We start from the raw sequence: 22,796 nt of genomic DNA on the forward strand, positions 1-22,796 counted from the left end.
CGCCACTGCCCTTCGCCACAGGCGCCCGGTCGCGCCGGTGTCCGCTGCCTGCGCTGGACTCGTTTCTCCATGAACCAGCCGGGCTTCTTCGAGCTGATGAGCTTCGGACCCGGCGGCTGGGGCGCGGCGATGCTCTTCGGCGCCCTGATGACGCTCGCCGTCGCGGTCTGCGGCTTTGCCATCGGCGCCGTCTTCGGCGCGGTCGCCGCGCTCGCCAAGATCGCCGGCAACCGGCTCGCGCGCATCGTCGCCGACGTCTACACCACGGTGCTGCGCGGCATTCCCGACCTCCTCGTCATCTACCTCTTCTATTTCGGCGGCAGCTCGGTGCTGACGGCCGCCGGCCGGCTGTTCGGCAGCGAGGGCTTCATCGGCCTGCCGGGCTTTGCCGCCGGCGCGCTCGCGATCGGCGTCGTGTCGGGCGCGCAGCACACCGAGGTCTTTCGCGGCGCCTACCGGGCGGTGCAACCGGGCGAGATCGAGGCGGCGGTCGCCTGCGGCATGCGGCCCTTGCTGCGCTTCCGCCGGATCATCGCGCCGCTGGTGCTGCGCCATGCGCTGCCGGGCCTCGGCAATGTCTGGCAGATCGTCCTGAAGGAGTCGGCGCTGGTCTCGGTGACCGGCACGGTCGAGCTCCTGCGGCAGAGCCAGGTCGGCGCGGGTTCGACCCGCGAGCCCTTCTACTTCTACGCCGCGGCCGGCCTCCTCTACCTCGCCATCACCTCGATCTCGGGCTTCGGCTTCCGCCGGGCCGAGATGCATTACCGCCGCGGCGTCGCGAGGCGGCCGGCATGAGCCTCGACTTCTTCATCGAGGCGCTGCAGCGGCTGCTGCCGGGCGTGCCGCTGACGCTGACGCTCGCGTTCCTCTCGACCGGGATCGGCGCCGTGTTCGCCTTCGCGCTCGCCGGGATGCGACTCTCCGGCATCCTGCCGCTCGACTGGCTGGCGCGCGGCTACGTCTTCGTCTTCCGCGGCACGCCGCTGCTCGTGCAGATCTTCATCATCTATTACGGGCTCAGCCAGTTTCCGGAGGTGCGGCACTCGTTCGCCTGGCCGATCCTGCGCGAGCCCTTCTGGTGCGCGATCATCGCGCTGTCGCTCAACACCGGCGCCTATGCGAGCGAGGTGGTGCGCGGCGGGCTGCTCTCGGTTCCGCAGGGCCAGCTGGAGGCGGCCCGAGCCTGCGGCATGTCGGGCCTGCTGTTGTTTCGCCGGATCGTGCTGCCGCTGGCCATCCGCCAGGCGCTGCCGGCCTACGGCACCGAGCTGATCCTGATGGTGAAGGCGACCTCGCTCGCCTCGATCATCACCCTCATGGAGATCACCGGCCTCGCCGCCAAGATGATCTCGGACACCTACCGGGTGATCGAGGTCTTCGTCGTCGCCGGCGCGATCTACCTCGTCATCAACTTCGTCCTGACCCGCATCATCCTCCTCGCGGAGCACTGGCTGACGCCGCATCTGCGCGCCCGGCCGGACGGGGTGGTGCTGCCGTCGGATGCCCTCATCGGAGACCGCGCGTGACCGGCCTTCCTTCGACCGGGACGGCCGCTGCCGTGCGGCTCACCGACCTGCACAAGCGCTTCGGCGCGCTGGAGGTGCTGAAGGGCATCTCGCTCGAAGCGCGCGAGGGCGAGGTCGTCTCCATCCTCGGCGCCTCCGGCTCCGGCAAGTCGACGATGCTGCGCTGCATCAACATGCTCGAGGTGCCGACCTCCGGCACGGTGACGGTCGGCGGCGAGACCATCGCGCTCGTGCGGGGGCGCAACGGCGAGAGCCGACCGGCCGACCGCCGGCAGGTCGATCGCATCCGCTCGCGGGTCGGCATGGTGTTCCAGAGCTTCAACCTCTGGTCCCACAAGACGGTGCTCGAGAACGTCGTCGAGGCGCCGATCCACGTGCAGGGACGCCCGAAGCGCGAATGCGTCGAGGAGGCGCTGGGCCTGCTCGAAAAGGTCGGCATCGCCGACAAGCGCGACCACTATCCGGCGCATCTGTCGGGCGGCCAGCAGCAGCGGGCGGCGATCGCACGGGCGCTGGCGCAGCGCCCGGCGCTGATGCTGTTCGACGAGCCGACCTCGGCGCTCGATCCCGAGCTCGTGGGCGAGGTGCTGCGGGTGATGCGCGGCCTCGCCGAAGAGGGCCGCACGATGCTGGTGGTGACGCACGAGATGGGCTTTGCGCGCGACGTCTCGAACCGCGTCGTCTTCCTCCACCAGGGGCTGATCGAGGCGGAGGGCGCGCCGGACGCGCTGTTCGGCGGCGGCGGCTCGGAGCGCTTCCAGAGGTTCATCGCCGGCTGACCGGCGGAACGGGTACGACCAGGACCGACAGAACAACAGAAGGAGAGGGTGCATGAAGACTCTGATGAAGCTCGCGGCCGTCGCGCTGACGGCGACGAGCCTCCTGGCCGGCGTCGCCGAGGCCAAGGACTGGCAGACCGTGAAGCTCGGCACCGAGGGCGCCTTCCCGCCGTGGAACGCCACCAAGGCCGACGGCACCCTCGAAGGCTTCGAGATCGATCTGGCCGCCGACCTGTGCAAGCGCATGGAGGTGAAGTGCGAGTGGGTGGTGCAGAGCTGGGACGGCATCATCCCGGCGCTGCAGGCCGGCAAGTTCGACGCCATCATGTCCGGCATGTCGGCGACGGCCAAGCGCGAGGAGGTGATCGCTTTCTCCGAGCCCTACGGCTCCACCGGCCAGACCTTCGCCGTCCTGAAGGACAGCGACCTTGCCAAGCTGCCGCTGTCCGGCGAGGTGTTCGCGCTGGGCTCCAAGCCCGAGGAGAGCGAGAAGGCGATCGAGGAGATCAAGCCGGCCTTCAAGGGCAAGGTGATCGGCGTCCAGTCCTCGTCGATCGCCGAAGGCTTCCTGCAGAAGTACTTCGCCGACGTCGCCGAGATTCGCGAATATGGCAAGACGCAGGAGCACGACCTCGACCTGATGTCGGGCCGCGTCGATGCGATCATGGCCTCGATGGCCTATGTCACGACGGCGGCGAAGGAGAACGGCAACGAGGGCATGGAGCCGGTCGGGCCGCGCTTCCAGGGCGGCATGCTCGGCAAGGGCTCCTCGATGGGCCTGCGCAAGGAGGACACCGACCTCAAGGCGATGTTCGACAAGGCGATCGCGGCGGCCAAGGACGACGGCACCATCAAGTCGCTGTCGGAGAAGTGGTTCGGCTTCGACGTCACCGTCTACTGAGCGAGAGCGATCCGGCATTCACCGGACGTGCTTCTTAGATGCAGGAAGCCCGCCGGCGTCGTGAGGCGCCGGCGGGCTTCTTTCGTTTCAGCGGACCCGAAGGGTCTTCAAGGTCGCGGCGGCCCTGCGGCTGCCGCGATGCTGCATGTCGAGCGCGTTGTGGAAGGCCGAGGCCTCCGCTGCGCCGGTCATCTGGCCGACGGTGGCGCGCACGGGATCATCCGGGATACCGTGCACGAGGTTTCCGGGCCGGGGCGTCAGCTTCCTCAGATCAGCTTCTCCAGGGTGATCGGCAGATCGCGCACCCGCTTGCCGGTCGCGTGGAACACCGCGTTGGCGATCGCCGGCGCGACGCCGACGATGCCGACCTCGCCGACACCCTTGCCGCCAAGCAGGGAGGCATTGGTGTCGGGGATGCCGACCGAGATCACCTGGATCTCCGGCACGTCCGCATTGGTCGGCACGAGGTAGTCGCCGAGATTGTTGTTGACGACGCGGCCATTGCGGGCGTCGACGAGGCCCTCCTCGAAGAGCGCCATGCCGATGCCCATGATGATGCCGCCCTGCCACTGGCTCTCGACGAGCTTCGGGTTGTAGAGCAGGCCGCAGTCGAAGGCCGAGACGATGCGTGACACGCGGACCGTGCCGAAGTCCTCGTCGACCCGAACCTCGGCGAAATGCGCGCACCAGGAGTGCTGCGAGTAGTCGCCGACCGTCGGGCCCTGTGCGGTGGTCATCGTCGTCCAGGCGCGCTTGCGCTCCTCGGGCGACTGCATGTCCTCCGGCAGTGTGTCGCGGCGCACCGTCAGCCCGTCGCGGCCGATCGCGCGCAACAGCTCGGCGACCGTCACGTTCGGCGCGTCGGCGCGCGGCGGGGTCAGCCGGCCGCCCTTCAGCTCCAGCGTGTTGGCCTCGATGCCGTGGAACGGCGAGTCCGGATGGGTCAGCGCGAGGCCGATCAGCTCCTCGCGGGCCGCGGTCGCCGCCTTGTGGACGGCGCCGGTCATGACGCCCGCGAGCTTGGAGCCGCCGGCGACCGGGGAGCCTGGCAGCGAGGAGTCGCCCAGGCGAACCGAGACCTCGTCCACCGGCACGCCGAAGGCGTCGGCGGCGGTCTGCGCGAGCACCGTGTAGGTGCCCTGGCCGATGTCGGTCGCCCCGCTGACCACCTCGACGCGGCCTTCGGCGGTGACGCGAATCTCGGCCTCGCCGTAGTTGCGGATCACCGGGAAGGTGCCGGTGGCGACGCCCCAGCCGATCAGCTGATGCCCGTCGCGCATCGAGCGCGGCGCCATCGGGCGCTTGTCCCAGCCGAAGGCGGCGGCGCCCTCGGTCAGCGCCTCGCGCAGCCGGCGGGTGGACCAGGGCTTGTTCGACATCCGGTCGTGGTCCGGCTGGTTGCGCAGCCGGATCTCCAGCGGATCGACGCCGACGGCATAGGCGAGCTCGTCCATGGCGCTCTCGATGCCGAAGGCGCTCGGCGCCTTGCCGGGGCCGCGCAGGGCGCCGGGCGTGACGGTGTTGACCTGCACGATGCGCTGCTGGCCGCGGTAGTTCGGCGTGCCGTACATCAGCGGCGTCGCCGCGCCGACCTGCTCCGGCCAGACGCCATAGGTGGAGGTCTCGCTGGCGCCTGTCAGCAGGATCGACTGCAGCATGCCATCCTTCGTCGCGCCGAGCTTCAGCGTCTGGCGGGTCGAAGCGCGCCCGCCGTAGAGGTTGAAGTTCTGCGGACGCGAGAGGGCGAGCTTCACCGGGCGTCCGAGCCTGCGCGCGGCCGCGGGGACGAGTGCCTCCCAGCCGTAGTTGAAGCCCTTGGAGCCGAAGCCGCCGCCGACATAGGGCGAGACGACGCGCACGTCCTCCATCGGGATGCCGAACCAGTCGGAGTAGTTGCGGGCCATTGCATGGACCCACTGGCTCGGCTGCCAGACGGTCAGCCTGTCGCCGTCCCACTTGGCGATCAGCCCGTGCGGCTCCATCGCCGCATGGTATTCGCGCGGCGTGTGGTAATCGGCCTCGATCTTGACCGGCGCATCGGCATAGGCGGCCTGCGCATCGCCCCACGCGACGTTGAACTGCTCGCCGACCGTGCCGGCGTCTTCCGGCGTCTGCACGAGACTCGCGGTGACCGGCGCGGCCTCATAGGTGACCTTGATGCGGCGGGCGGCTTCGGTCGCCGCCTCGAGGCTCTCGGCGACGACGAGGGCCACCGACTGGCCGTCGAAGCGGATCTCGTGCGGCAGCGGCAGGAAGGCGCCCTCCGGCCGCTGGCCGGTGAAGGTCGTGGCCTGGGCAAGGCCGAGATCGTCCTCCGGGGTGAGGACCAGGATCGCGCCGGCGGCGAGCGCCGCGGCCGTGTCGACCGACACGACGCGCCCGGCCCCGATGGTCGCCGGCACGAGGACGGCATAGGCGGCATGTTCGAACTGACGCTCGAGCGCATAGTCGGCCGAGCCGGTGATCTTCAGCTTGCCGTCGTGGCGCGACAGGCGCTGGCCGATGCTGGCGCCGTCGCCGGCATCGCCGTGCTTCATGGGCATGTCGAGGGGAGTCATGCGAGACCTCCAAGCGAGAGGATGGCGCGCGCGACGACGCGCGGCGCAAGTTCGATCTTGTAGGCGTTGTCGCCGTGCGGGACGGCACCGTCGACGGCGCGCCAGCTGGCGGCGCAGACGGCTTCTTCGGTGAGCGACTTGCCGATCAGCTCCGCTTCCACCGCGCGGGAGCGCCAGGGCTTGGATGCCACGCCACCGAGCGCGACGCGCAGGTCGCGGATGGTGCGGCCATCGGCTTCGAGTTCGAGGCCCACCGCCGCACTCGCCGCGGCGAACTCGTAGGACTGGCGGTCGCGCACCTTGAGATAGGTCGAACGCTTCGCCGCGGCGGAGCCCGGAATGCTGATCGCGGTGATCACCTCGCCCGGCTGGATCGGATGCTCCACGTCCGGCGTGTCGCCGGGCAGGAGGAAGAAGTCGTCCGCCGGCACGGCCCGCTCGCCGAGATGGACGACTGCGTCGAAGGCGACGAGCACGGTGGCGAGATCGCCGGGATAGCTGGCGATGCAGGCCTCGCTGGTGCCGAGGACGGCGTGGTTGCGGGTGACGCCGCCGAGCGCCGCGCAGCCGCTCCCCGGGTTGCGCTTGTTGCAGTTGGGGAAGGCGCGCGGGTCGCGGAAATAGCCGCAGCGCGTGCGCTGCATCAGGTTGCCGCCGAGCGTCGCCATGTTGCGCAGCTGCGCCGAGGCGGCGAGCGACAGCGACTGGGCGACGGCCGGGAAGTTCGCGAGCACGTCGGCATGGGCCGCAACGCGGCTCATCCTGGCCAGCGCGCCGAAGCGGGCGCCCTCGGAGCTCGCCTGGATCGTGTCGAGCCCGTCGAGGCGGGTGATGTCGACGACCTGCTCCGGCTCGGTGACGCCGCACTTGGCGAGGTCGAGCAGGCTGGTGCCGCCGGCGAGGAGCGCCGCGCCGGCGACGGTGGTCGCCGTACGCGATTCGTCGAGCGAGGCGGCGCGGGAATAGGTGAAGGGCTTCATCGTACGGCCTCCGCGGCCTGTCGCACCGCGGCGACGATGTGGGGATAGGCGCCGCAGCGGCAGAGATTGCCGCTCATGTATTCGCGGATCTCGGCGTCGGAGCCGGCATGGCCTTCCCTGATGCAGGCGACGGCCGACATGATCTGGCCGGGCGTGCAGTAGCCGCACTGGAAGGCGTCGTGCTCGAGGAAGGCCGCCTGCACGGCGTGCAAGGTGCCGTCCTCTCCGGCGAGGCCCTCGATCGTGGTGACCGCCTTGCCCTCGGCCTGCGCGGCGAGGGTCAGGCAGGCGAGCACGCGCTCGCCATCGAGGTGGACGGTGCAGGCGCCGCACTGGCCCTGGTCGCAGCCCTTCTTGGTGCCGGTCAGGCCGAGATGCTCGCGCAGCGCGTCGAGCAGCGTGACCCGTGGCTCGGCTGCGAGCGTGAAGGCCTTGCCGTTGATGTCGAGCTTTATGGTGTCTGTCATCAGATGAATTCCGTGCTCCGGCGGCTTGTGATTCGGGTGGGGCGTGACCATGTGCCTGTGTGGCGCGACGCCTCGTTCCTCGAAACCGTGACAACCGCGGCAGGCGGTGGGATAAGCGGTAAAAGGCGGGGCCCGCTTGAAAGCGGAGGGCGCCTCCGGTTATGATTTAGACCCATTCCATCCGGCTGGCAAGGCCGGTGCCGAGGGAGCGCGCGGATTTTGGACGAAGGCGGCGCAGATCTGGCGGCGGAAGCCGGGACGCAGCGGCGGGAGCGGCCGCTGCGCGCCGATGCGCGCCGCAACCGCGACCGGCTGATCGCCGTCGCGGGTACCGCGTTCGCCGAGCACGGGGTCGGCACGTCGCTCGAGGACATTGCCCGCCGTGCCGATGTCGGCATTGGCACGCTTTATCGGCATTTCCCGACCCGCGAGCGGCTGGTCGAGGTGGTCTATGCGCGCGAGGTGAAGGCGCTTTCGGACGCCGCCGATGGGTTCCTGAGCGATCGGGCGCCGGTCGCCGCGCTGGAGGCATGGCTGCTGAGGCTGCTGGATTACGCGGCGGCCAAGCGCGGCATGATGGACAGCCTGCACCTGATCGCCAGCGCCAATCCGAAGTTCTTCAGCGAGTTTTCCGGCTTCATGACGGACTCGCTCGACAAGCTGATGCAGGCCGCGATCGCCGAGGGTTCCATCCGCAGCGACCTCGACAGTGCCGACGTGCTGCAGGCGATCTCCGGGATCTTCAAGGCGCCGGACACGCCGGACTGGCGCGAGCGCTCGCGCCGCCTCGTCTCGCTGGTCATGGGCGGGCTGCGCTGGGGCGCACCGGCGCCCTCGGCCTGATCGGTCGCGCGACGCACGGCCGTCCGCTTCCGGTTCGATCGAAACGATACCGCCTTACGTCGCGCCCATGGCGTGCCTCTTCGCCGTGGCTGGATCAGGACGGGATGGCCTTGCGGGTCACGCGTCCGTCCGGTGCGTGCGGGCGAGGTCGGTCAGCTGCAGGCGGGGCATTCGACGGCGCTGGCGCCGCGGATGCTGTAATAGCTGCTGCCAGTCATCGGGATCGGCGTCTGGAAGCCGAGGAGGCCGAGCGGCTTGTACGGGTAGCTCGTCTGCGCATAGATCAGGAAGCGGCTGCGGAACGGCTTGAGGTCGTCGGGCAGCTCGACCGCGCTGCCCTTCGTCGGAGCCGCCGCCTGATGGGTCCAGGACCATGCGACGGTTGCCTGGCCGGCCGCATCGATCTCGATGCCGGAAATCCTGACACTGAAGCCGGAGGTCTCGTTCGGCTGGATGATGGCGGCAGCGGCCTTGTAGAAGTCTTCGATCATTGCCGGCGTCACCTCCGGCTGGAGGGTGACGAGGTCGGCCATGGCCGCCGCCGAGTGCTGCACCTTGCGATGCGCGGTGACGGCCAGCGTCGTTTCGACGACGCCCATGTAGAGGAGCAGGAGGAGCGGCGCGACGATCGCGAACTCGACGGCCCCGACGGCGGACCGGTCGCGCAGGAAAGTTCGCCGGCGGCGCGGCAGGGAGCCGTGGCGGAGCATCATTCGTAGGGCTCGGTCTTGAAGACGCTGACGCTCGACAGGAGATACGCGCCGTCCGCCGTATTGGCGATGTAGCGTCGGATGAGGTCGGTGAAGATCGGCCACTCGTAGTAGACCCGCAGGGCCGTGACCGCCTCGGCGCCGCCCGGCTCGAAGCCGAAACCGCCGGAGGCGAGCGTTCCGTCGCTGACCGGTGCAGCCGTCGGTATGTCGCCAAAGCTCGGGTAACTGCGCAGGTCGTATTTGATATCGTCGCAACTGAGCAGCAGCTTGGCATTGGCGCACAGCGCCGACTTGAACTTAGCCTCGTCACCGCTCCGGATCTCGCCGACCCGCACCAGACGCGACACACGCTGAACCGCATGGTCCAGGGTGAGCTCGGCAAGAAACGCCGCCGCCGTCTCAAGCGTCGCGAAGACGATCATCAGGAACGGGACGGCGAGGATCGCGAACTCGATCGCGGTGACGCCGGCGCGGTCCCGCCCGAAGCGGCGCATCCGACCGCTGGCGCGCGGCGGCACGCCCGCGCCGCGTCCTTGAGAGGGACTGTCGCGCAAGGGTCTCATTGCGCCAGGCGGACGCGCGAGATGTCGAAGGCGATCTTGTTGAAGGCGGAGTGCAGCGCCTCGCGGTCGGACGCATCGTAGTAATGCGCGCTGTCGGTGGCGCAGCCGTCGAGGAGGTTGTGTGCGGCAGCGTTGTCGACGAGGAAGGTCACCGTGTAGATCTCGATGCCCTTCGATTTGATGTAGCTGCAGATCTGTGCCGTGTCGGCATTGGTCTGAGCCACGCGTGTGGCGGCCCCTGGCGCCTCGAGATCGATCTTGTCGTGGGTGCCGTCGGTGCCGTCGAACTGCATGGTGTTGTCGCCGTCCGTCATCAGAACGAGGATCTTGTGCGGATCCTTGTTCGCCGCATCGTACGCCTTGCCTTCGGAGAGAGGTTCGGACGGCGACAGGGCATTGAGGCCCCAGATCAGCCCGGCCGGAATGTAGGTGTCGGGTTTGTAGCCGCCGATGCTGATGATCATGCTGTCGACCGCATCGAGCAGCTTCGACTTGTCCTGGGTCAGCGGCACCAGCGGGTTCGGACACTGCTGGCCGGTGGCCACCATTGCCGGGTAGGGCGAATAGGGTGCCGAGTCGTTGAGGCGGTCGTTGCCCTGGATGCGCGAGCCGACGCAGCCGAACCACTTGACCGCCGGGATCTGGTGGCAGACCTCCTGCGGGGTGTCGTACTGGATGTATTCCACGTCCGTGCATTGGCCGCCGCAGGTCGAGGGGGTAACGACGCCGTCGATCATCGTGGTGCAGCTGTAGGTCGGCGCGTTGGCGTGGCAGGCCTGCCTGCCGTCGATCATCTCGCAGACCTCGCTGCTCGGACGCTCGCCGTCCGCCGGCAGGTTCAGCCAGGAGGCGCCGCGGTACTGCAGGCCGATATTGACGTAGTCCGCGTAGGGAACGAGCGCGACCTTGACGTTGGAGGCTCCGTCGATGAGCACGGAACCAACGAGGTCCCTGGCCGAGTCCTTGAGAATGTCGAGCTTGCTCTGGCCGTTGATCTGCTTGGACATGGACCAGGTGTTGTCGAGCACCAGCGCGACCTCGACGGACGCGTTCTGACGGACCGCCACCGCGTTCACGTCGACGTCGAGCGTCGGATAATGGGCGAGCGACATGAAGGCGGTCGGCATGTCGCCGTGCAGGCCGATCTGCACCTGCTTGTCGGTGACGTCGAGGCTCGTCAGCGCGACGTTCCTGACCGAATTGGCCGCTTCGTTCGCACCGACATACCGCGCCGCCATCGCCTGCAGCGCGCCGAGGTCGGTCTGGTTCGACGCCGCGAGGGCAAGCGCGGTGTCGTCGGCGAGATCCTGGAGGTGGGAGTGGGCCGTATACTGGCGCGCCAGATCGATCGCCGCACCGACCGAGAAGATCAGGGGCACCATCAGGATGCTGCTGATGATCGCGAAGTTGCCGCTTCGGCTTCTGATATATCGCCTGAGCATCAACCAACCCGCCCACGTCTGTGCTCTCTGGTCATAAAGGGGCACGGTTAATTCGCTGTGATGTTCGCAAGGCTGCATGAAGCATGTGCAGCTTTGGTAAATGTCTTCTTGCCACGAAGGAGCGGCAAGAGGATGCCGGGACGATCTGAGGTTGTAGGCTTTCCGAGAAGGCTCGCCGCCGGCGAGAAGTCGGCGACTTGCCGGGCTTGTCCTTGCAGTTGCTGCGCGGCCGGGTGTGTGTCGCAAATATTTTGCGTTGCGGTCGAGGGCTCTGCAAAGCCGGCTCCTGCGGATCACACGTTAAAGCTTGATTCAGATCCGTTAAGGTTGGGCAAGGTGCGGTTCAGATCCGCCCGCTTATCTGCCAGGCGAATGATATGCCGGCCTTTGCTTCGCGACCGACGTCGGCGAGCTGCGGCTTGCCGTGGGAGACGTCATGAACACGGCCGTGCCGTCCGTCAGCGCGAGAGCCGCACTCCAGCTGCTTCAACACTCGCGCACAAGCGCCGCCGCCGCCCGCCATCGTCTGACGACCGGTCTGAAGGTCGAGCGACCGGCCGATGGCGTGAGGAGCTGGTCGAGCGCCCTCGGCCTTCGGTCGAAAGCGGAGTATTTCGGCTATCTGCAGGATCGGTTCGATGCGACCACGGCGCTGATCGTCTCCGCGCAGGCGCAACTCGGCCCGGTGCAGAAGGTCCTTGGCGAGATCGGGGCGCAGCTGACGGCCGCGCAGGCTCCAGGCGCCGACCTCGCTGCTGTTCAGTCGAGCCTTGACACCTTGCGCGACAGGCTGCGGATGCTGTCGAGCGGCGCGGTCCACCTCGGCAACAATCTCCTGCGCACCGACAGCGACGCCAGCGGCTACGCATCCCGTGAGTTCTGGCCCTTCAGCGATGTCGGCGGGTCGACGCCCGAAATCGCGCCGGTCGGCATCGACCGGTCCCAGATCGCGCTCTACGACAGCGGCAGCGCAGCGAGCGGCCTCCTGCAGCGCGGCCTCGACCTGTCGGGGCTGAACGGCCTGATCGATCCGGCGCCGAGCCTCGATTTCCTCTCTGGCGTGCCGAGCGAGACGACGCCCAACAGCGGCGTCGGCCCCTCGCTCGCCGGGCTCGGCGGTACGGCGAGCGCGGCGGCGGGCCTCGACGCCGTCGTGCCCTCCACCGCCGGCCTCTCCGGCACGCCTTCGGTGAGCGGCGCCATCGACCGGCAGCCGCCGTCGACGGCGGGTCTCTCCGGTTCGGCGAGCGCCGTGGCCGGGGCCGCGGCGACGCCCGCCACGGCCGTCGTCGGCACGGCGAACGGCCTCGGCTATCTGTCCGGCGACACCGCGCAGATGCAGACGACCTACAACGGCGTCAGCCGCACCCTCAACGTCTACATGCGCAACGTCAGCAGCGCGGCGACGCTGCAGAGCGAACTGCAGCGGGCCCTCGACACCGCCTATGGCAACGGCCAGCTGACCGCCAGGGTCGCGGCCGACAACACGATCAGCATCTCGAGCGTCTCGACCGGAGCCGCGCAGAGCCTCAGCGTCACCGGCGTGACGATGCTGGACGGCGACGACAAGACCACATCGACCCTCAATCTCTCGACCCAATACTCCTGGAACTCATCGCCGAACGCCACCATCGGCGGCAGGGGGGTCACAGCCCAGATCTCGCGCAGCCCGGATCTCAGCCAGATCGATCAGAGCGACCGGTTGCAGCTGCGCATCGCCGGCCGCGACGCCTCCAACCGCATCGAACTGGTCGACGTCACCGTCCTGCTGACGGGGGTCACCAACGAGGCCAGCCTTGCCTCGGCGATCAACGGCGCCATCGCGTCGGCCGGCTACGGCGGCTCCTATGGTGCGGGGCTCGAGGACGGCACGAACCACGTCCTCGTCTACACCAAGGTCGCCAACGGCGACATCGCCGTCATCAGCGTGGCTGCCTCGAACGGCAACGGCGTCGTCGCGGCCAATCCGGGCTTTGCCACAGGGTCGGCCACCGGCAATGCCGCAGTCGCCGCGAGCGTGACCACCGGCTCGGGATTCGGCGGGCCGATCACGATCGAGGACGGCGCCGCGATCGGGTTCAACCTCCTCATCGACGGCAGCGCGACGGCAATCCGCATCGACAGGGACACCGTCGACGACGCGCTGGCGGGCCGAGGGGGCTATACGCCGGGAAGTGGCGTCATCGCCTCGACCGCCGCCTATGCGCTGGTCGTCCAGCAGGCGCTGTCGGACGCCAATGTGCGCAACGTGTCCGTGGTCGCGAGCGGCAACCGCCTGGTCTTCACCAAGACAGGCTGGAACGCGACCAGCGGGACCCTCGGCCTCGGCGGCGTCACCGCCACCGCCACCGACGTCGCCGCCTCGGTGACAACCGGCTCGAACTTTTCCGGCCCGATCACCATCGCACCGAATGCCGAGCTCGATTTCGACGTCACCGTCGACGGCGCCACGACGCGCGTTGCGCTGACCCACGACCTCGTCCAGTCGGTCCTCGGCACCGACGGCGTCATCTCCTCCGCCGGCCGGCTCGCTCAAGTGGTGAATGCCGGGCTCGTCGCGGCGGGCGTCACCGGCGTCACGGCGGCGGCGAGCGGGCAGCGGATCACCCTCACCCGCACGGTGGCCGGCACAGGCAGCGTCGGCTTCGGCAACGTCTCGACGAATGCCGTGGCGACCCGGGCGGTCACGACGGCAGGCAGTGCCTTTTCCGGCCCTATGACGATCGAGGACGGCGCCTCCCTGACCTTCGACCTTGGGCTCGACGGCGGGGCCGCCAAGGCCGTCACGATCGACAAATCGGTGATCGACGCGGCCTTGGCCGGACGAAGCGGCTACGTCGCCGGCAGCGGTCGGATCGCCGACGCGGCGAGCTATGCGGCCGTGGTGCAGGAGGCGCTGGCGCAGGCCGGCATCGCGGGCGTGACCGTCGGCCAGAGCGGCGGCCGCCTCACCTTCACGCGGGATGCGGCGGGCGCGGGCAGCATCGCGCTGACCAACGTGACCGCCCATGCCGGCGCCGCCTCGCGCGTCTTCCTGACGGGCGCCGATTTCACCGCTCCGATCGCCGTCGAGGGCCACGCGACGATCGCCTTCGACGTCGCGGCGAACGGAGGCGCGACCAAGCATGTGGTGATCGACGAGGCGACGGTGGACGCAGCGCTCGCCGGCGAGGACGGCTACGTCGCCGGCAGCGGCCGGATCGAGACCGCCGCGCAACTCGCCAAGGTCTTCGACCGGGCGCTCGCCGATGCCGGTGTCACCGGCGTCAGCACCGCCTACCGGGGCAAGCGGCTCGCGATCGTCGTGGCCGGCGGCGGAACGCCGGCGGTCAGCAACCTGTCTTCCGGCACCATCCGGTTCACCGGCAGCGATCTCTCGCTCGATCAGATCGACCTCACCGGGACCTTCTTCACCGATCTCGACGGGGGCGAGCGCAACCTGTTCCTCGACGCCCTGTCGGCCGGCGTGCGACAGCGACTTGCCGACGTCATGACGGCGGGCCGGCTGCTGACGGCCGCGCAGGCGCGCATCGACGACCAGACCGACTTTCTTGCCGGCCTCCAGGCGATGCTGAGCGGCGCGGCCGACAGGCTGACGATGGCCGATCTCAACGCCGAGCAGGCGCGCGTGACGGCGCTGCAGGCCAAGCAGCAGCTGGCGCTCAACGCGCTTCAGATCCTGAACGCCACCAATGCCAATGTGCTGAAGCTCTTCGAGCCATCGGTCGTCACGCCGAAGGACGCCGCCGGCCCGTCGAACGGGACGGAGCCGGACTAAGGCCGCAAGCCGAGGCGTTCGTCACTCGACCGATCTTGCGGCGCGCCAGAGGAGCGCGATCAGCCCGAGATTGACGAGAGCGAGGACGATCTGGACGGCGAAGATGCCGGCGGCTCCGAGGCTGCCGACGATCACGCCACCGAGCGCCGGCGTCGCCGCCGACGCAAGGAAGGACGGCAGCGCCAGCCGCCCCATGACGGGCGGATAGAGGTCGGGACCGAACAGCGCGAGCGGCAGGGTGCCGCGGGCGATCGACCAGATGCCGTTGCCGGCACCGAAGAGGACGAGCGCGACCGCCGCCACGAAGGGACCGGCCGCCAGCAGCGACACGCCGCAGGCGACGAGCGCGGACGCGGCGGCGAGCGTCCAGATCGGGTGGTAGCGCGTGCCGAAGGAGAGCTCGATGATCCGTGCACCGACCTGAGCCGGACCGATCAGCGTGCCGAAGCTGACGGCGAGCGCGTGCGACACGCCCCGCGCCTCGAGCAGGGCGATCAGGTAGACCGACATCAGCGAGGCGACGACGCCGCCGATCGGCACGATGAGCGACATCAGCAGGAAGGCGCGGCGCAGCGGCCCGGTGAAGCGCCTGTCCGGCAGGGGCTTCGCTCGTTGACCGGCAGCGCCCCCCGGCCTTGCCTGGCGCGGCAGCGCGAAAAGGATCAGCGGCAGCGCGACGAGCAGCTGGATGACGGCATAGGCGATGCAGGCGCCGCGCCAGCCGAGATGGGCGGCAAGCAGCGAACTGAGCGGCCAGCAGACGGTGCTGGCAAAGCCGCCGAAGAGGGTCAGCCGGCCGATGGCGGGACGGCTCTCGGCGCCGTAGATGCCGCCGAGGGTGGAGAAGGCGGCGTCGTAGAGGCTCGCGCTCATGCCGCAGCCGAGGAGCAGCCAGGCGAGATAGAAGAGCGGCAGGGTCGGGGCGAGGGCCAGCGCGACGAGACCCGCCGCCAGGCCGAGTGCGCCCGCCGCCATCACCGGGCGCCCGCCATGCCGCTTGATCCGGGCGCCGACCGCCGGGGCGAGGAGGCCGGAGGCGAGGAGTCCGACGGAGAGGCCACCGACGACCCAGGCGAGCGGCCAACCGGTGTCGTCCGCGATCGAGGCGGACAGGACCGCCGGCAGGTAGTAGCTGGAGCCCCAGGCGAAGATCTGGACGATCCCGAGCCCCGGCATCAGGCCGCGCGGCGCCGGCCGTTGCGGCGCGCCGATCGTGCTCACGATGCGTCCTGGGAGACCCGTCGGGCGAGCGCCTCGGCGCTTTCGACCCGCTCGGAATAGCGGTCGGTCAGGTAGGCCGAGCGGCCGCGCACCAGGTGCGTGAACTTCACCAGTTCCTCGCACACGTCGACGATGCGCGCGTAATAGGACGAGCGCCGCATCCGGCCGGCTTCGTCGAACTCGTTGAAGGCCTTCGCGACGGAGGATTGGTTCGGGATCGTGACCATCCGCATCCAGCGGCCGAGGACGCGCATCTGGTTCAGCGCATTGAAGCTCTGCGAGCCGCCGGAGACCTCGATCAGCGCCAGCGTCTTGCCCTGGGTCGGGCGGATGCCGCCGAGCGCAAGCGGCAGCCAGTCGATCTGCGCCTTCATCACCGCGGTCATCGCCCCGTGCCGCTCGGGCGACGACCAGACCATGCCCTCGGCCCAGGTCGCGAGATCGCGAAGCTCGGCAACCTTCGGGTGATCGGCCGGCGCGCCGTCCGGCAGCGGCAGGCCATGCGGATCGAAGAAGCGCGTCTCGCAGCCGAAGCGGCGGAGCAAGCGGCCGGCCTCCTCGGCGGCGAGGCGCGAGTAGGAGCGCGCCCTCAGCGAGCCGTAGAGCAGCAGGATGCGCGGCGGATGCTGGGGCGCGTCGGTGCCGGCAAGCTTCGACGCGTCAATCGCGTGCAACTGTGCGGGATCGGCCGCCGGCAGGTCCTCTTCGGCCGGTGGCGCGGCCGGTCTTTCATCCATCATGGCCGGCTCGGGCTCACCATCTGCCCGTCCTCCTTCGTGAAGGCGGCGACGGGCGCGTCGAGGAGGTCGAGCACGGCCTCGGAGGGACGGCACAGCCGCACGCCCTTGTCGGTGACGACGATCGGCCGGTTGATCAGGATCGGGTGAGCCGTCATCGCGTCGAGCAGCTGGTCGTCGGTCAGCGCCGGATCGTCGAGGCCGAGCTCCTCATAGGGCGTGCCCTTGCGGCGCAGCAGGGCGCGCGGTGCCATGCCCATGCGGGCTAGAAGCCCGACAAGCGTCTCGCGGCTCGGCGGCGTCTTCAGATACTCGATCACATCAGGCTTCTCGCCGGAGGCGCGGATCATCGCCAGCGTGTTGCGGGAGGTGCCGCAGGCGGGGTTGTGATAGATCGTGACGGGCATTCTTCTGCCTTTTTTCAAGCCGTGGACGTGTCTGCCGCCGGCGCTGGCAGCGCCTGGCGCAGGCCGCTGCGATCGGGTGCGAGCAGCCAGCCGAAGAGCGTCGCAGCGGCTGTCGCGCCGGCGAGCTCGGCCAGGACGAAGCCGGGCACGTCGGCGGGGCGGATGCCCGAGAAGGTGTCCGTCAACGAGCGGGCCAGCGCGACCGCCGGGTTGGCGAAGGACGTCGAGGCCGTCCACCAGTAGGCGGCGGTGATGTAGAGGCCGACCAGCCAGGGAATCGCCACCGGGTTGAAACGGATGCCGCCGAGGATGACGGCGAGAAGGCCGAACGTCGCCACCGCCTCCGCCAGCCACTGCGCGCCGCCGGTGCGGATCGTCGTGGAAAGCTGGACGAGCGACAGCTCGAACATGGCGTGCGCGAGCAGCGTGCCGGCCACGCCGCCGACGACCTGCGCGCCGAGATAGGCGCCGGCCATCCGAGCCGAGATCGAGCCGCGGCCGAGAACGACGAGGGTCACCGCCGGATTGAAATGGGCGCCCGAGATCGGGCCGAACACGGTGATCAGGCAGACGACGATTGCGCCGGTCGCCAGCGCATTGCCGAGCAGCGCGATCGCCCCGTCGGCAGTCAGCCGGTCGGCCATGATGCCGGAGCCGACGACAGCCGCCACGAGGAGGGCGGTGCCGAGAAATTCGGCGGCGACGCGTCGGGCGGGGGAGAAGGCGCTCATGCCGGATTCCCGGGAGGGGGACGGTCACGGATGTCGAGTGGAGGGCAGGAGTCGGCGTCGCCGCCGCAGCAGTTCTCCAGGAGAAAGCTCGCGATGGCCCGCGCCTGCTCCGGGTCGGCCCGGTAGATCACCGACCGGCTCTGGCGCTCGGCCCGCACGAGCCCGGTGCGAGCGAGGATCGACAGATGCGAGGAGAGGGTGTTGTGCGGGACGTCCAGGCGGCGCGCGAGCTCGCCCGCCGCCAGGCCCAACGGCTCGTGCCGGACGAGCAGCCGGAAGGCGTCGAGGCGCGTCGGCTGTGCCAGCGCGGAGAAGATGTCGATCGCTTCAGATGTGTCCATATGTCGAGAGTTATCGACATAACTCGTCCGCTGCAAGCCCGGTCGGTGCGGAAGCAGGAGCCGGTGCGTCGTCTGCGAGACTGCGGTCCCGCGCATCGACGCATGACGAGCCGGGAGCGGTCGCTCTCGCGGCCGGCGGGCGGGCCCCAGACAGACCTCGACGCGAAAAAGGCCCGCGCCGCTCTCGCGGCACGGGCCTTCGATCTCGGATACGAAGAGGCGTCGGCCTCAGGCGGCGGCGCGGGCCTCGCCCGTGGCGCGCTCGTACTCGTTGGCGAAGCCGGTGTCCTTCAGGTAGGCCAGCGCAGTCTTCGCCTCGGCGCAGAGCGCCGCGAAGGCCTCCGGCTCATGGATCGCGATGTCCGACAGCACCTTGCGGTCGACCTCGATGCCGGCCTTGATCAGGCCGTCGATGAAGCGGCCATAGGTCAGGCCGTGCTCGCGCACGCCGGCATTGATGCGCTGGATCCACAGGGCGCGGAAGTTGCGCTTGCGCGTGCGGCGATCGCGGGTCGCGTACTGCTTGGCGCGGTCGACGGCGGCCTTGGCGGTGCGGATGGTGTTCTTGCGGCGGCCCCGGAAGCCCTTGGCCTGCTCCAGAACCTTCTTGTGCTTGGCGTGGGCGGTTACGCCGCGCTTCACTCGTGCCATGATCGAGCTCCTTTAAGCTTCAGTGTCCGCTCAGCGGTTGTAGGGCATGTAGATCTTGACGATCTTCTCGTCGGCCGGCGACAGGATCATCGTCCCGCGCGCGTCGCGAATGAAGTCGTTCGACCGCTTGATCATGCCGTGGCGCTTGCCCGCGGGCTGCGCCTTGACCTTGCCGGTGGCGGTGAACCTGAAGCGCTTCTTGGCGCTCGATTTGGTCTTCATCTTGGGCATTTTGCTCTCCTTGTCAGAAGGATCGCGACGCCGCGGCCGTCCGGCGCGAGCCGGGCTGGCCACATCCACGAGGTCGGGGAGGTCGCGACAGCATTGTGAACCGACACGGCATGCCCTGCCGGACGGCTCCATACAACGGGCGGGCTTATAGCGGCCCACGGCGCCCGATGCAATCCTTCGGGCGCGGCGAGACGGAGGTCACGCGCCGGGTGGCGGCGCGCGGCACGACGGGCAGGCGACGTTCAGCGCGGCGAGAGCACCATCATCATCTGCCGGCCCTCGAGCTTCGGCTCGGCCTCGACCTTGGAGATCTCGGCCGTCTCCTCGCGCACGCGGTTCAGAAGCTGCATGCCGAGCTCCTGGTGCGCCATCTCGCGGCCACGGAAGCGCAGGGTGACCTTCACCTTGTCGCCCTCTTCGAAGAAGCGGCGCACGGCCTTCATCTTCGTCTCATAGTCGTGGTCGTCGATGTTCGGACGCATCTTGATCTCCTTGATCTCGATGGTCTTGGTGCGCTTGCGTGCTTCGGCGTCCTTCTTCTGCTTCTCGTATTTGAGTTTGCCGAGATCGAGGATCTTGCACACGGGGGGATTGGCGTTCGGCACGATCTCGACGAGGTCGAGGCCGGCCTCTTCGGCCATGGCGAGCGCGTCTGCGGTCGGTACCTGGCCGCGGTTCTGCCCCTCGGAGTCGATCAGCTGGATGACCGGCACGCGGATGTCGCGATTGGAATTTGGCCCGGTCTTCTGCACCGGCGGTGCACGGAATGGTCTGCGAATGGTCGTTGTCTCCTCTGTAGACGACGCGCTTGGTTCTGGATTACAGGGCCGGCCAGATTCGACGGCCGGCGTCCCGGCGGTGCGACCTCGATGGCCGAAGCGATGTCTCCGTGTGTTGATATAGCATTCCCGCGAGGGCTTTTCACCGCCCCCGGACCGCTTTTCGCGAAGAACCGCAAGGATTGCAGGATGACCGAGATCAGTGCCGAAAGCGCAACCCGTTTTCTTGAGGTCGGTGTCGGCGCCGATGCGCGGCCCATCGCGTATCGCAGCCTCGCGGGCGAGGGGCCGACCCTCGTCTGGCTCGGCGGCTATCGCTCGGACATGCGCGGCACCAAGGCGGAGCGTCTCGTCGCCTTCGCCGCCGCGCGCGGGCTCGCCGCCTGCCGGTTCGACTATTCCGGCCACGGCGAGTCGGGCGGCCGCTTCGAGGACGGGACGATCTCGCACTGGGTGGAGGATGCCGAGGCGGTGCTGGCCGAGGCCGTCGACGGGCCGGTGATCCTGGTCGGCTCCTCGATGGGCGCCTGGATCGCCCTGCGGCTGATCCAGCGCCGCCGTGCGGCGGGCGCCTCGGCGGTCCGCGGCCTCCTGCTTCTCGCGCCCGCGCCCGACTTCACCAGCCGGCTGATGGAGCCGCAACTCACTGCGGCGCAGCGCCGGGCGCTCGCCGCAGAGGGATTCATCGCCGAGCCTTCCGGCTACTCGGACGAGCCGAACGTCTACACCCGCGCGCTGTTCGAGGACGGGCGTGCGAACGCGGTGATGCAAGGCACGATCGAGACCGGCTGCCCGGTGCACATCATCCAGGGCATGGCCGATCCGGACGTGCCCTACAGCCACGCGCTCGAGCTGGTGTCGCACCTGCCGTCCGACGGCGTGATCCTGACGCTGGTGCGGGACGGCGACCATCGCCTGTCGCGCGAGGCCGACCTTTTGCGCATGGAGCAGGCTCTCGACGGACTTGTGAGTGCAGCTCGGAACGGCTGAGGCTCGAGCCTTGCCGCAGTTGGTTCCATGCTGTCATCGATTTGCCATCCGGCTGTTGCCGCGCTGCGACACAACTCGATAGACCCCTGAAACCTATGGATTTGCCGAGAGAATCAGCCGGCTCGTGAGCGCCGGGTGACCGCTTTGCACCTCGGCGTTGCTGTCTTGCATCTGGCAAGATCGAGAAACTTGAGCCAAGCTGTTCGTTGTGTAGGCACTGCCTCTGGGAGTGCATTGACAGTTTTCAAGTCCGCCCCCACCATCGGAGAAGGATAAAAAAGAAAAATCCGGGGCGGGGGTAAGCAATGCGAGGGGTTCGCGCATTTAGTGCAGCGGTTCTGCTTTGTCTGTCGTCTTTAGTTCCGGCGGCGGCTGACAGTATCGATCAGGACAAGTCTGCATTCATGACGATCGGTGGGAAGACCACGCAGCCGATCGGGCACTATCGCTTCTGCAAGGAGCGGCCGCAGGAGTGCGGCGACAACAAGCCGATCGGCGGGCCGGTGCAACTGACCCCCCAGCTGATGCAGTTGATCGCGGCGATCAACGTGCAGACCAACATGGCGATCAAGCCGGAGTCCGACCAGGAGCTCTATGGGGTCGAGGAGCGCTGGACTTACCCTAACGGCGCCGGCGACTGCGAGGACTACGTTCTCGAGAAGCGCAAGCTGCTGCACGAGGCCGGCATCTCGCTGTCCGATCTCCTGATCACCGTGGTCAAGAAGCCGGACGGCGAGGGCCATGCGGTGCTCACCTTGCGCAGCACCATCGGCGACTTCATCCTCGACAACCTCAACTGGCGCATCAAGCCGTGGCGGGAGAGCTCCTACCGCTTCATGAAGCGCCAGAGCGTCTCGAACTCCGGGGTATGGGACACCATCGAGGACGGCAGCGACGTTCTGGTCGCTGCGGTCAAGGAGTAGGCGAAGACGGCGCCGCGATCAGGCGGCGCCGATGACGATGCCGGTGGCAAAGACCAGGGCGCCACCGAGGATCACCTGGATGGCTGCCCGCCACAGCGGCGTGTCCATGTAGCGGCTCTGCACGAAGGCGATCGCCCAGAGCTCGACGAAGACCACGGCGAAGGCGAGCGCCGTCGCCGTCCAGAAGTCGGGGATCAGGTAGGGCAGGGCGTGGCCGAGACCGCCGATGGCGGTCATGATCCCGCAGGCGAGGCCGCGCTTCAGTGGCGAACCGCGGCCCGACAGGACGCCGTCGTCGCTGACGGCTTCGGTGAAGCCCATCGAAATGCCGGCGCCGATCGCCGCGGCAAGGCCGACCAGCAGCGTCTGCGCCGGATCGCGGGTGGCGAAGGCGGCCGCGAAGATCGGTGCGAGCGTCGACACCGACCCGTCCATCAGGCCCGCAAGACCGGGCTGAACGTAGGTCAGCACGAAGGCCCGGCGCTCGGTCTCCGCTTCGGTGGCCTTGGCCTCTGCGGTCAGGTGCCGCTCCGCGGAGACGAGCGCCGTCGCCTCGTGTCCCGCTTCGGCCGTCGCGAGGTCGCCAAGCAGTCGGCGGGTCTGCGCGTCCTGCACATGCCGCGCTGCCTTGCGGTAGAAGTCGGCCGACTGGCGCTCCATATGCGCGACCGACGCGCGCACCGCCTCAATGCCGAGAGGACGGACGAGCCAGTCGGCACGCCGGTGATAGAAGCCGGCGACGTCGGCGCGCCGCACCAGCGGGATGCGCTCGCCATAGCTCGCGCGGAAGCGCTCGATCAGCAGGCGGCGGTGCTCGTCCTCTTCCGCTGCCATGTCGTCGAAGACGGCCGCGCTCGCCGGGAAGTCCTCGCGGAGCGCCTCGGCATAGTCGCGATAGATCCGCGCGTCCTCCTCCTCCGCACCGATCGCGAGCGCCAGGATCTGGGCTTCGGTCAGATCTTCGATGCGCGGCCGTCGGCCCAGCGACAGCTCCATGGCAGTCCCCTCATTAGAATGATTCTAAGTTAGAGGTGGCGGGGACGCAGCGCAAGCCACGGAGAGCGGCGATGCAACATCGCGGCTGGCGCTGCGGGTCGGTCGGCCGCAACGGCGTTGCGCGATCGCCGTGCGGCAAGGCAGGCGGAGCCGGCGGGCAGGGAGAAGGGTGAAAAGCTGGAAGCGATCGGCGGCCAAGGACGCCACGGTTCGTCAGCGCCCTGCGAGCGCAGGCCGTC

24 protein-coding genes are annotated in these 22,796 nt (G+C 68.9%); 8 read left to right on the forward strand and 16 right to left on the reverse strand.

Annotated elements, in window-relative coordinates; translation table 11 throughout:
• Positions 1 to 69 precede the first annotated feature (69 nt).
• Genes NPA30_RS00080 through NPA30_RS00095 form a run of 4 tightly spaced genes read left to right on the forward strand, consistent with a single transcriptional unit; the run spans position 70 to position 3,206 of the window.
• The gene (locus NPA30_RS00080) at positions 70 to 795 is read left to right on the forward strand and encodes an ABC transporter permease (RefSeq protein ID WP_256800262.1); all 726 of its coding nucleotides are present in this window, start codon (positions 70 to 72) and stop codon (positions 793 to 795) included.
• Positions 792 to 1,526, forward strand: a complete 735-nt coding sequence (locus NPA30_RS00085; protein WP_256800264.1) for an ABC transporter permease — start codon at positions 792 to 794, stop codon at positions 1,524 to 1,526. The genes NPA30_RS00080 and NPA30_RS00085 overlap by 4 nt, the downstream gene beginning before the upstream one ends.
• Entirely contained in the window at positions 1,523 to 2,305 is a 783-nt protein-coding gene (locus NPA30_RS00090; RefSeq protein ID WP_256800265.1) for an ABC transporter ATP-binding protein, read from the forward strand. The genes NPA30_RS00085 and NPA30_RS00090 overlap by 4 nt, the downstream gene beginning before the upstream one ends.
• A gap of 52 nt (positions 2,306 to 2,357) precedes the next feature.
• Complete coding sequence (locus NPA30_RS00095; protein ID WP_256800266.1) at positions 2,358 to 3,206, forward strand: transporter substrate-binding domain-containing protein; 849 nt, start codon at positions 2,358 to 2,360, stop codon at positions 3,204 to 3,206.
• Positions 3,207 to 3,293: 87 nt separating this feature from the next.
• Here the strand turns inward: NPA30_RS00095 and NPA30_RS00100 are convergent, their stop codons facing one another.
• From NPA30_RS00100 to NPA30_RS00115, 4 genes are read right to left on the reverse strand one after another with little or no spacing between them, the layout of a single operon-like run.
• Positions 3,294 to 3,419: a hypothetical protein gene (locus NPA30_RS00100; protein WP_256800267.1), complete on the reverse strand. Its 126-nt coding sequence runs from the start codon at positions 3,417 to 3,419 to the stop codon at positions 3,294 to 3,296.
• Between the two features lie 53 nt (positions 3,420 to 3,472).
• Positions 3,473 to 5,764 (reverse strand): xanthine dehydrogenase family protein molybdopterin-binding subunit, encoded by a 2,292-nt coding sequence (locus NPA30_RS00105; protein ID WP_256800268.1) that lies wholly within the window; start codon positions 5,762 to 5,764, stop codon positions 3,473 to 3,475.
• Positions 5,761 to 6,744: an FAD binding domain-containing protein gene (locus tag NPA30_RS00110; RefSeq protein WP_256800269.1), complete on the reverse strand. Its 984-nt coding sequence runs from the start codon at positions 6,742 to 6,744 to the stop codon at positions 5,761 to 5,763. The genes NPA30_RS00105 and NPA30_RS00110 overlap by 4 nt, the downstream gene beginning before the upstream one ends.
• Positions 6,741 to 7,211 (reverse strand): (2Fe-2S)-binding protein, encoded by a 471-nt coding sequence (locus NPA30_RS00115; protein WP_256800271.1) that lies wholly within the window; start codon positions 7,209 to 7,211, stop codon positions 6,741 to 6,743. The genes NPA30_RS00110 and NPA30_RS00115 overlap by 4 nt, the downstream gene beginning before the upstream one ends.
• A gap of 219 nt (positions 7,212 to 7,430) precedes the next feature.
• Between NPA30_RS00115 and NPA30_RS00120 the strand changes: the two genes are divergently transcribed.
• Positions 7,431 to 8,054, forward strand: coding sequence for a TetR/AcrR family transcriptional regulator (locus NPA30_RS00120; protein WP_256800273.1), 624 nt, complete (start codon positions 7,431 to 7,433; stop codon positions 8,052 to 8,054).
• Positions 8,055 to 8,206: 152 nt separating this feature from the next.
• On the opposite strand, the gene NPA30_RS00125 is transcribed toward NPA30_RS00120, so the two are convergent.
• The 3 genes from NPA30_RS00125 to NPA30_RS00135 are packed head-to-tail and all read right to left on the reverse strand — an operon-like array spanning position 8,207 to position 10,850.
• Complete coding sequence (locus NPA30_RS00125) at positions 8,207 to 8,767, reverse strand: TadE/TadG family type IV pilus assembly protein (RefSeq protein ID WP_256800275.1); 561 nt, start codon at positions 8,765 to 8,767, stop codon at positions 8,207 to 8,209.
• Positions 8,764 to 9,321, reverse strand: coding sequence for a TadE/TadG family type IV pilus assembly protein (locus NPA30_RS00130; protein ID WP_256800277.1), 558 nt, complete (start codon positions 9,319 to 9,321; stop codon positions 8,764 to 8,766). Before NPA30_RS00130 ends, NPA30_RS00125 begins: the two co-directional genes overlap by 4 nt.
• Before the next feature lie 5 nt (positions 9,322 to 9,326).
• Positions 9,327 to 10,850: a pilus assembly protein TadG-related protein gene (locus NPA30_RS00135; RefSeq protein WP_306228725.1), complete on the reverse strand. Its 1,524-nt coding sequence runs from the start codon at positions 10,848 to 10,850 to the stop codon at positions 9,327 to 9,329.
• Between the two features lie 358 nt (positions 10,851 to 11,208).
• On the opposite strand from NPA30_RS00135, the gene NPA30_RS00140 reads away from it, so the two are divergent.
• Positions 11,209 to 14,550: a flagellin N-terminal helical domain-containing protein gene (locus NPA30_RS00140; protein WP_256800280.1), complete on the forward strand. Its 3,342-nt coding sequence runs from the start codon at positions 11,209 to 11,211 to the stop codon at positions 14,548 to 14,550.
• A gap of 21 nt (positions 14,551 to 14,571) precedes the next feature.
• On the opposite strand, the gene NPA30_RS00145 is transcribed toward NPA30_RS00140, so the two are convergent.
• From NPA30_RS00145 to infC, 8 genes are all read right to left on the reverse strand, one after another.
• Entirely contained in the window at positions 14,572 to 15,726 is a 1,155-nt protein-coding gene (locus tag NPA30_RS00145; protein ID WP_256801512.1) for an MFS transporter, read from the reverse strand.
• Between the two features lie 41 nt (positions 15,727 to 15,767).
• A complete protein-coding gene (arsH, locus tag NPA30_RS00150; RefSeq protein WP_372338748.1) occupies positions 15,768 to 16,508 on the reverse strand; it encodes an arsenical resistance protein ArsH in 741 nt (246 codons plus the stop codon).
• Complete coding sequence (arsC, locus tag NPA30_RS00155; RefSeq protein WP_256800282.1) at positions 16,508 to 16,915, reverse strand: arsenate reductase (glutaredoxin); 408 nt, start codon at positions 16,913 to 16,915, stop codon at positions 16,508 to 16,510. Before arsC ends, arsH begins: the two co-directional genes overlap by 1 nt.
• Before the next feature lie 14 nt (positions 16,916 to 16,929).
• Entirely contained in the window at positions 16,930 to 17,646 is a 717-nt protein-coding gene (locus NPA30_RS00160; RefSeq protein WP_256800283.1) for an aquaporin, read from the reverse strand.
• Positions 17,643 to 17,987, reverse strand: coding sequence for an ArsR/SmtB family transcription factor (locus NPA30_RS00165; protein WP_256800284.1), 345 nt, complete (start codon positions 17,985 to 17,987; stop codon positions 17,643 to 17,645). Before NPA30_RS00165 ends, NPA30_RS00160 begins: the two co-directional genes overlap by 4 nt.
• A gap of 228 nt (positions 17,988 to 18,215) precedes the next feature.
• The gene (gene rplT, locus NPA30_RS00170) at positions 18,216 to 18,638 is read right to left on the reverse strand and encodes a 50S ribosomal protein L20 (RefSeq protein WP_256800285.1); all 423 of its coding nucleotides are present in this window, start codon (positions 18,636 to 18,638) and stop codon (positions 18,216 to 18,218) included.
• 30 nt (positions 18,639 to 18,668) lie between these two features.
• A complete protein-coding gene (rpmI, locus tag NPA30_RS00175) occupies positions 18,669 to 18,869 on the reverse strand; it encodes a 50S ribosomal protein L35 (protein WP_256800286.1) in 201 nt (66 codons plus the stop codon).
• A 242-nt stretch (positions 18,870 to 19,111) separates the two neighbouring features.
• Positions 19,112 to 19,648 (reverse strand): translation initiation factor IF-3, encoded by a 537-nt coding sequence (gene infC / locus NPA30_RS00180; RefSeq protein WP_256801513.1) that lies wholly within the window; start codon positions 19,646 to 19,648, stop codon positions 19,112 to 19,114.
• Between the two features lie 189 nt (positions 19,649 to 19,837).
• Between infC and NPA30_RS00185 the strand changes: the two genes are divergently transcribed.
• Complete coding sequence (locus NPA30_RS00185; protein ID WP_256800287.1) at positions 19,838 to 20,638, forward strand: alpha/beta hydrolase; 801 nt, start codon at positions 19,838 to 19,840, stop codon at positions 20,636 to 20,638.
• A gap of 404 nt (positions 20,639 to 21,042) precedes the next feature.
• Positions 21,043 to 21,561, forward strand: a complete 519-nt coding sequence (locus NPA30_RS00190) for a transglutaminase-like cysteine peptidase (protein ID WP_256800289.1) — start codon at positions 21,043 to 21,045, stop codon at positions 21,559 to 21,561.
• An 18-nt stretch (positions 21,562 to 21,579) separates the two neighbouring features.
• Here the strand turns inward: NPA30_RS00190 and mbfA are convergent, their stop codons facing one another.
• Positions 21,580 to 22,557, reverse strand: a complete 978-nt coding sequence (gene mbfA / locus NPA30_RS00195; RefSeq protein ID WP_256800290.1) for an iron exporter MbfA — start codon at positions 22,555 to 22,557, stop codon at positions 21,580 to 21,582.
• Positions 22,558 to 22,796 lie beyond the last annotated feature (239 nt).

The organism is Mangrovibrevibacter kandeliae, assembly GCF_024519155.1.
Classification (GTDB): domain Bacteria; phylum Pseudomonadota; class Alphaproteobacteria; order Rhizobiales; family Rhizobiaceae; genus Mangrovibrevibacter; species Mangrovibrevibacter kandeliae.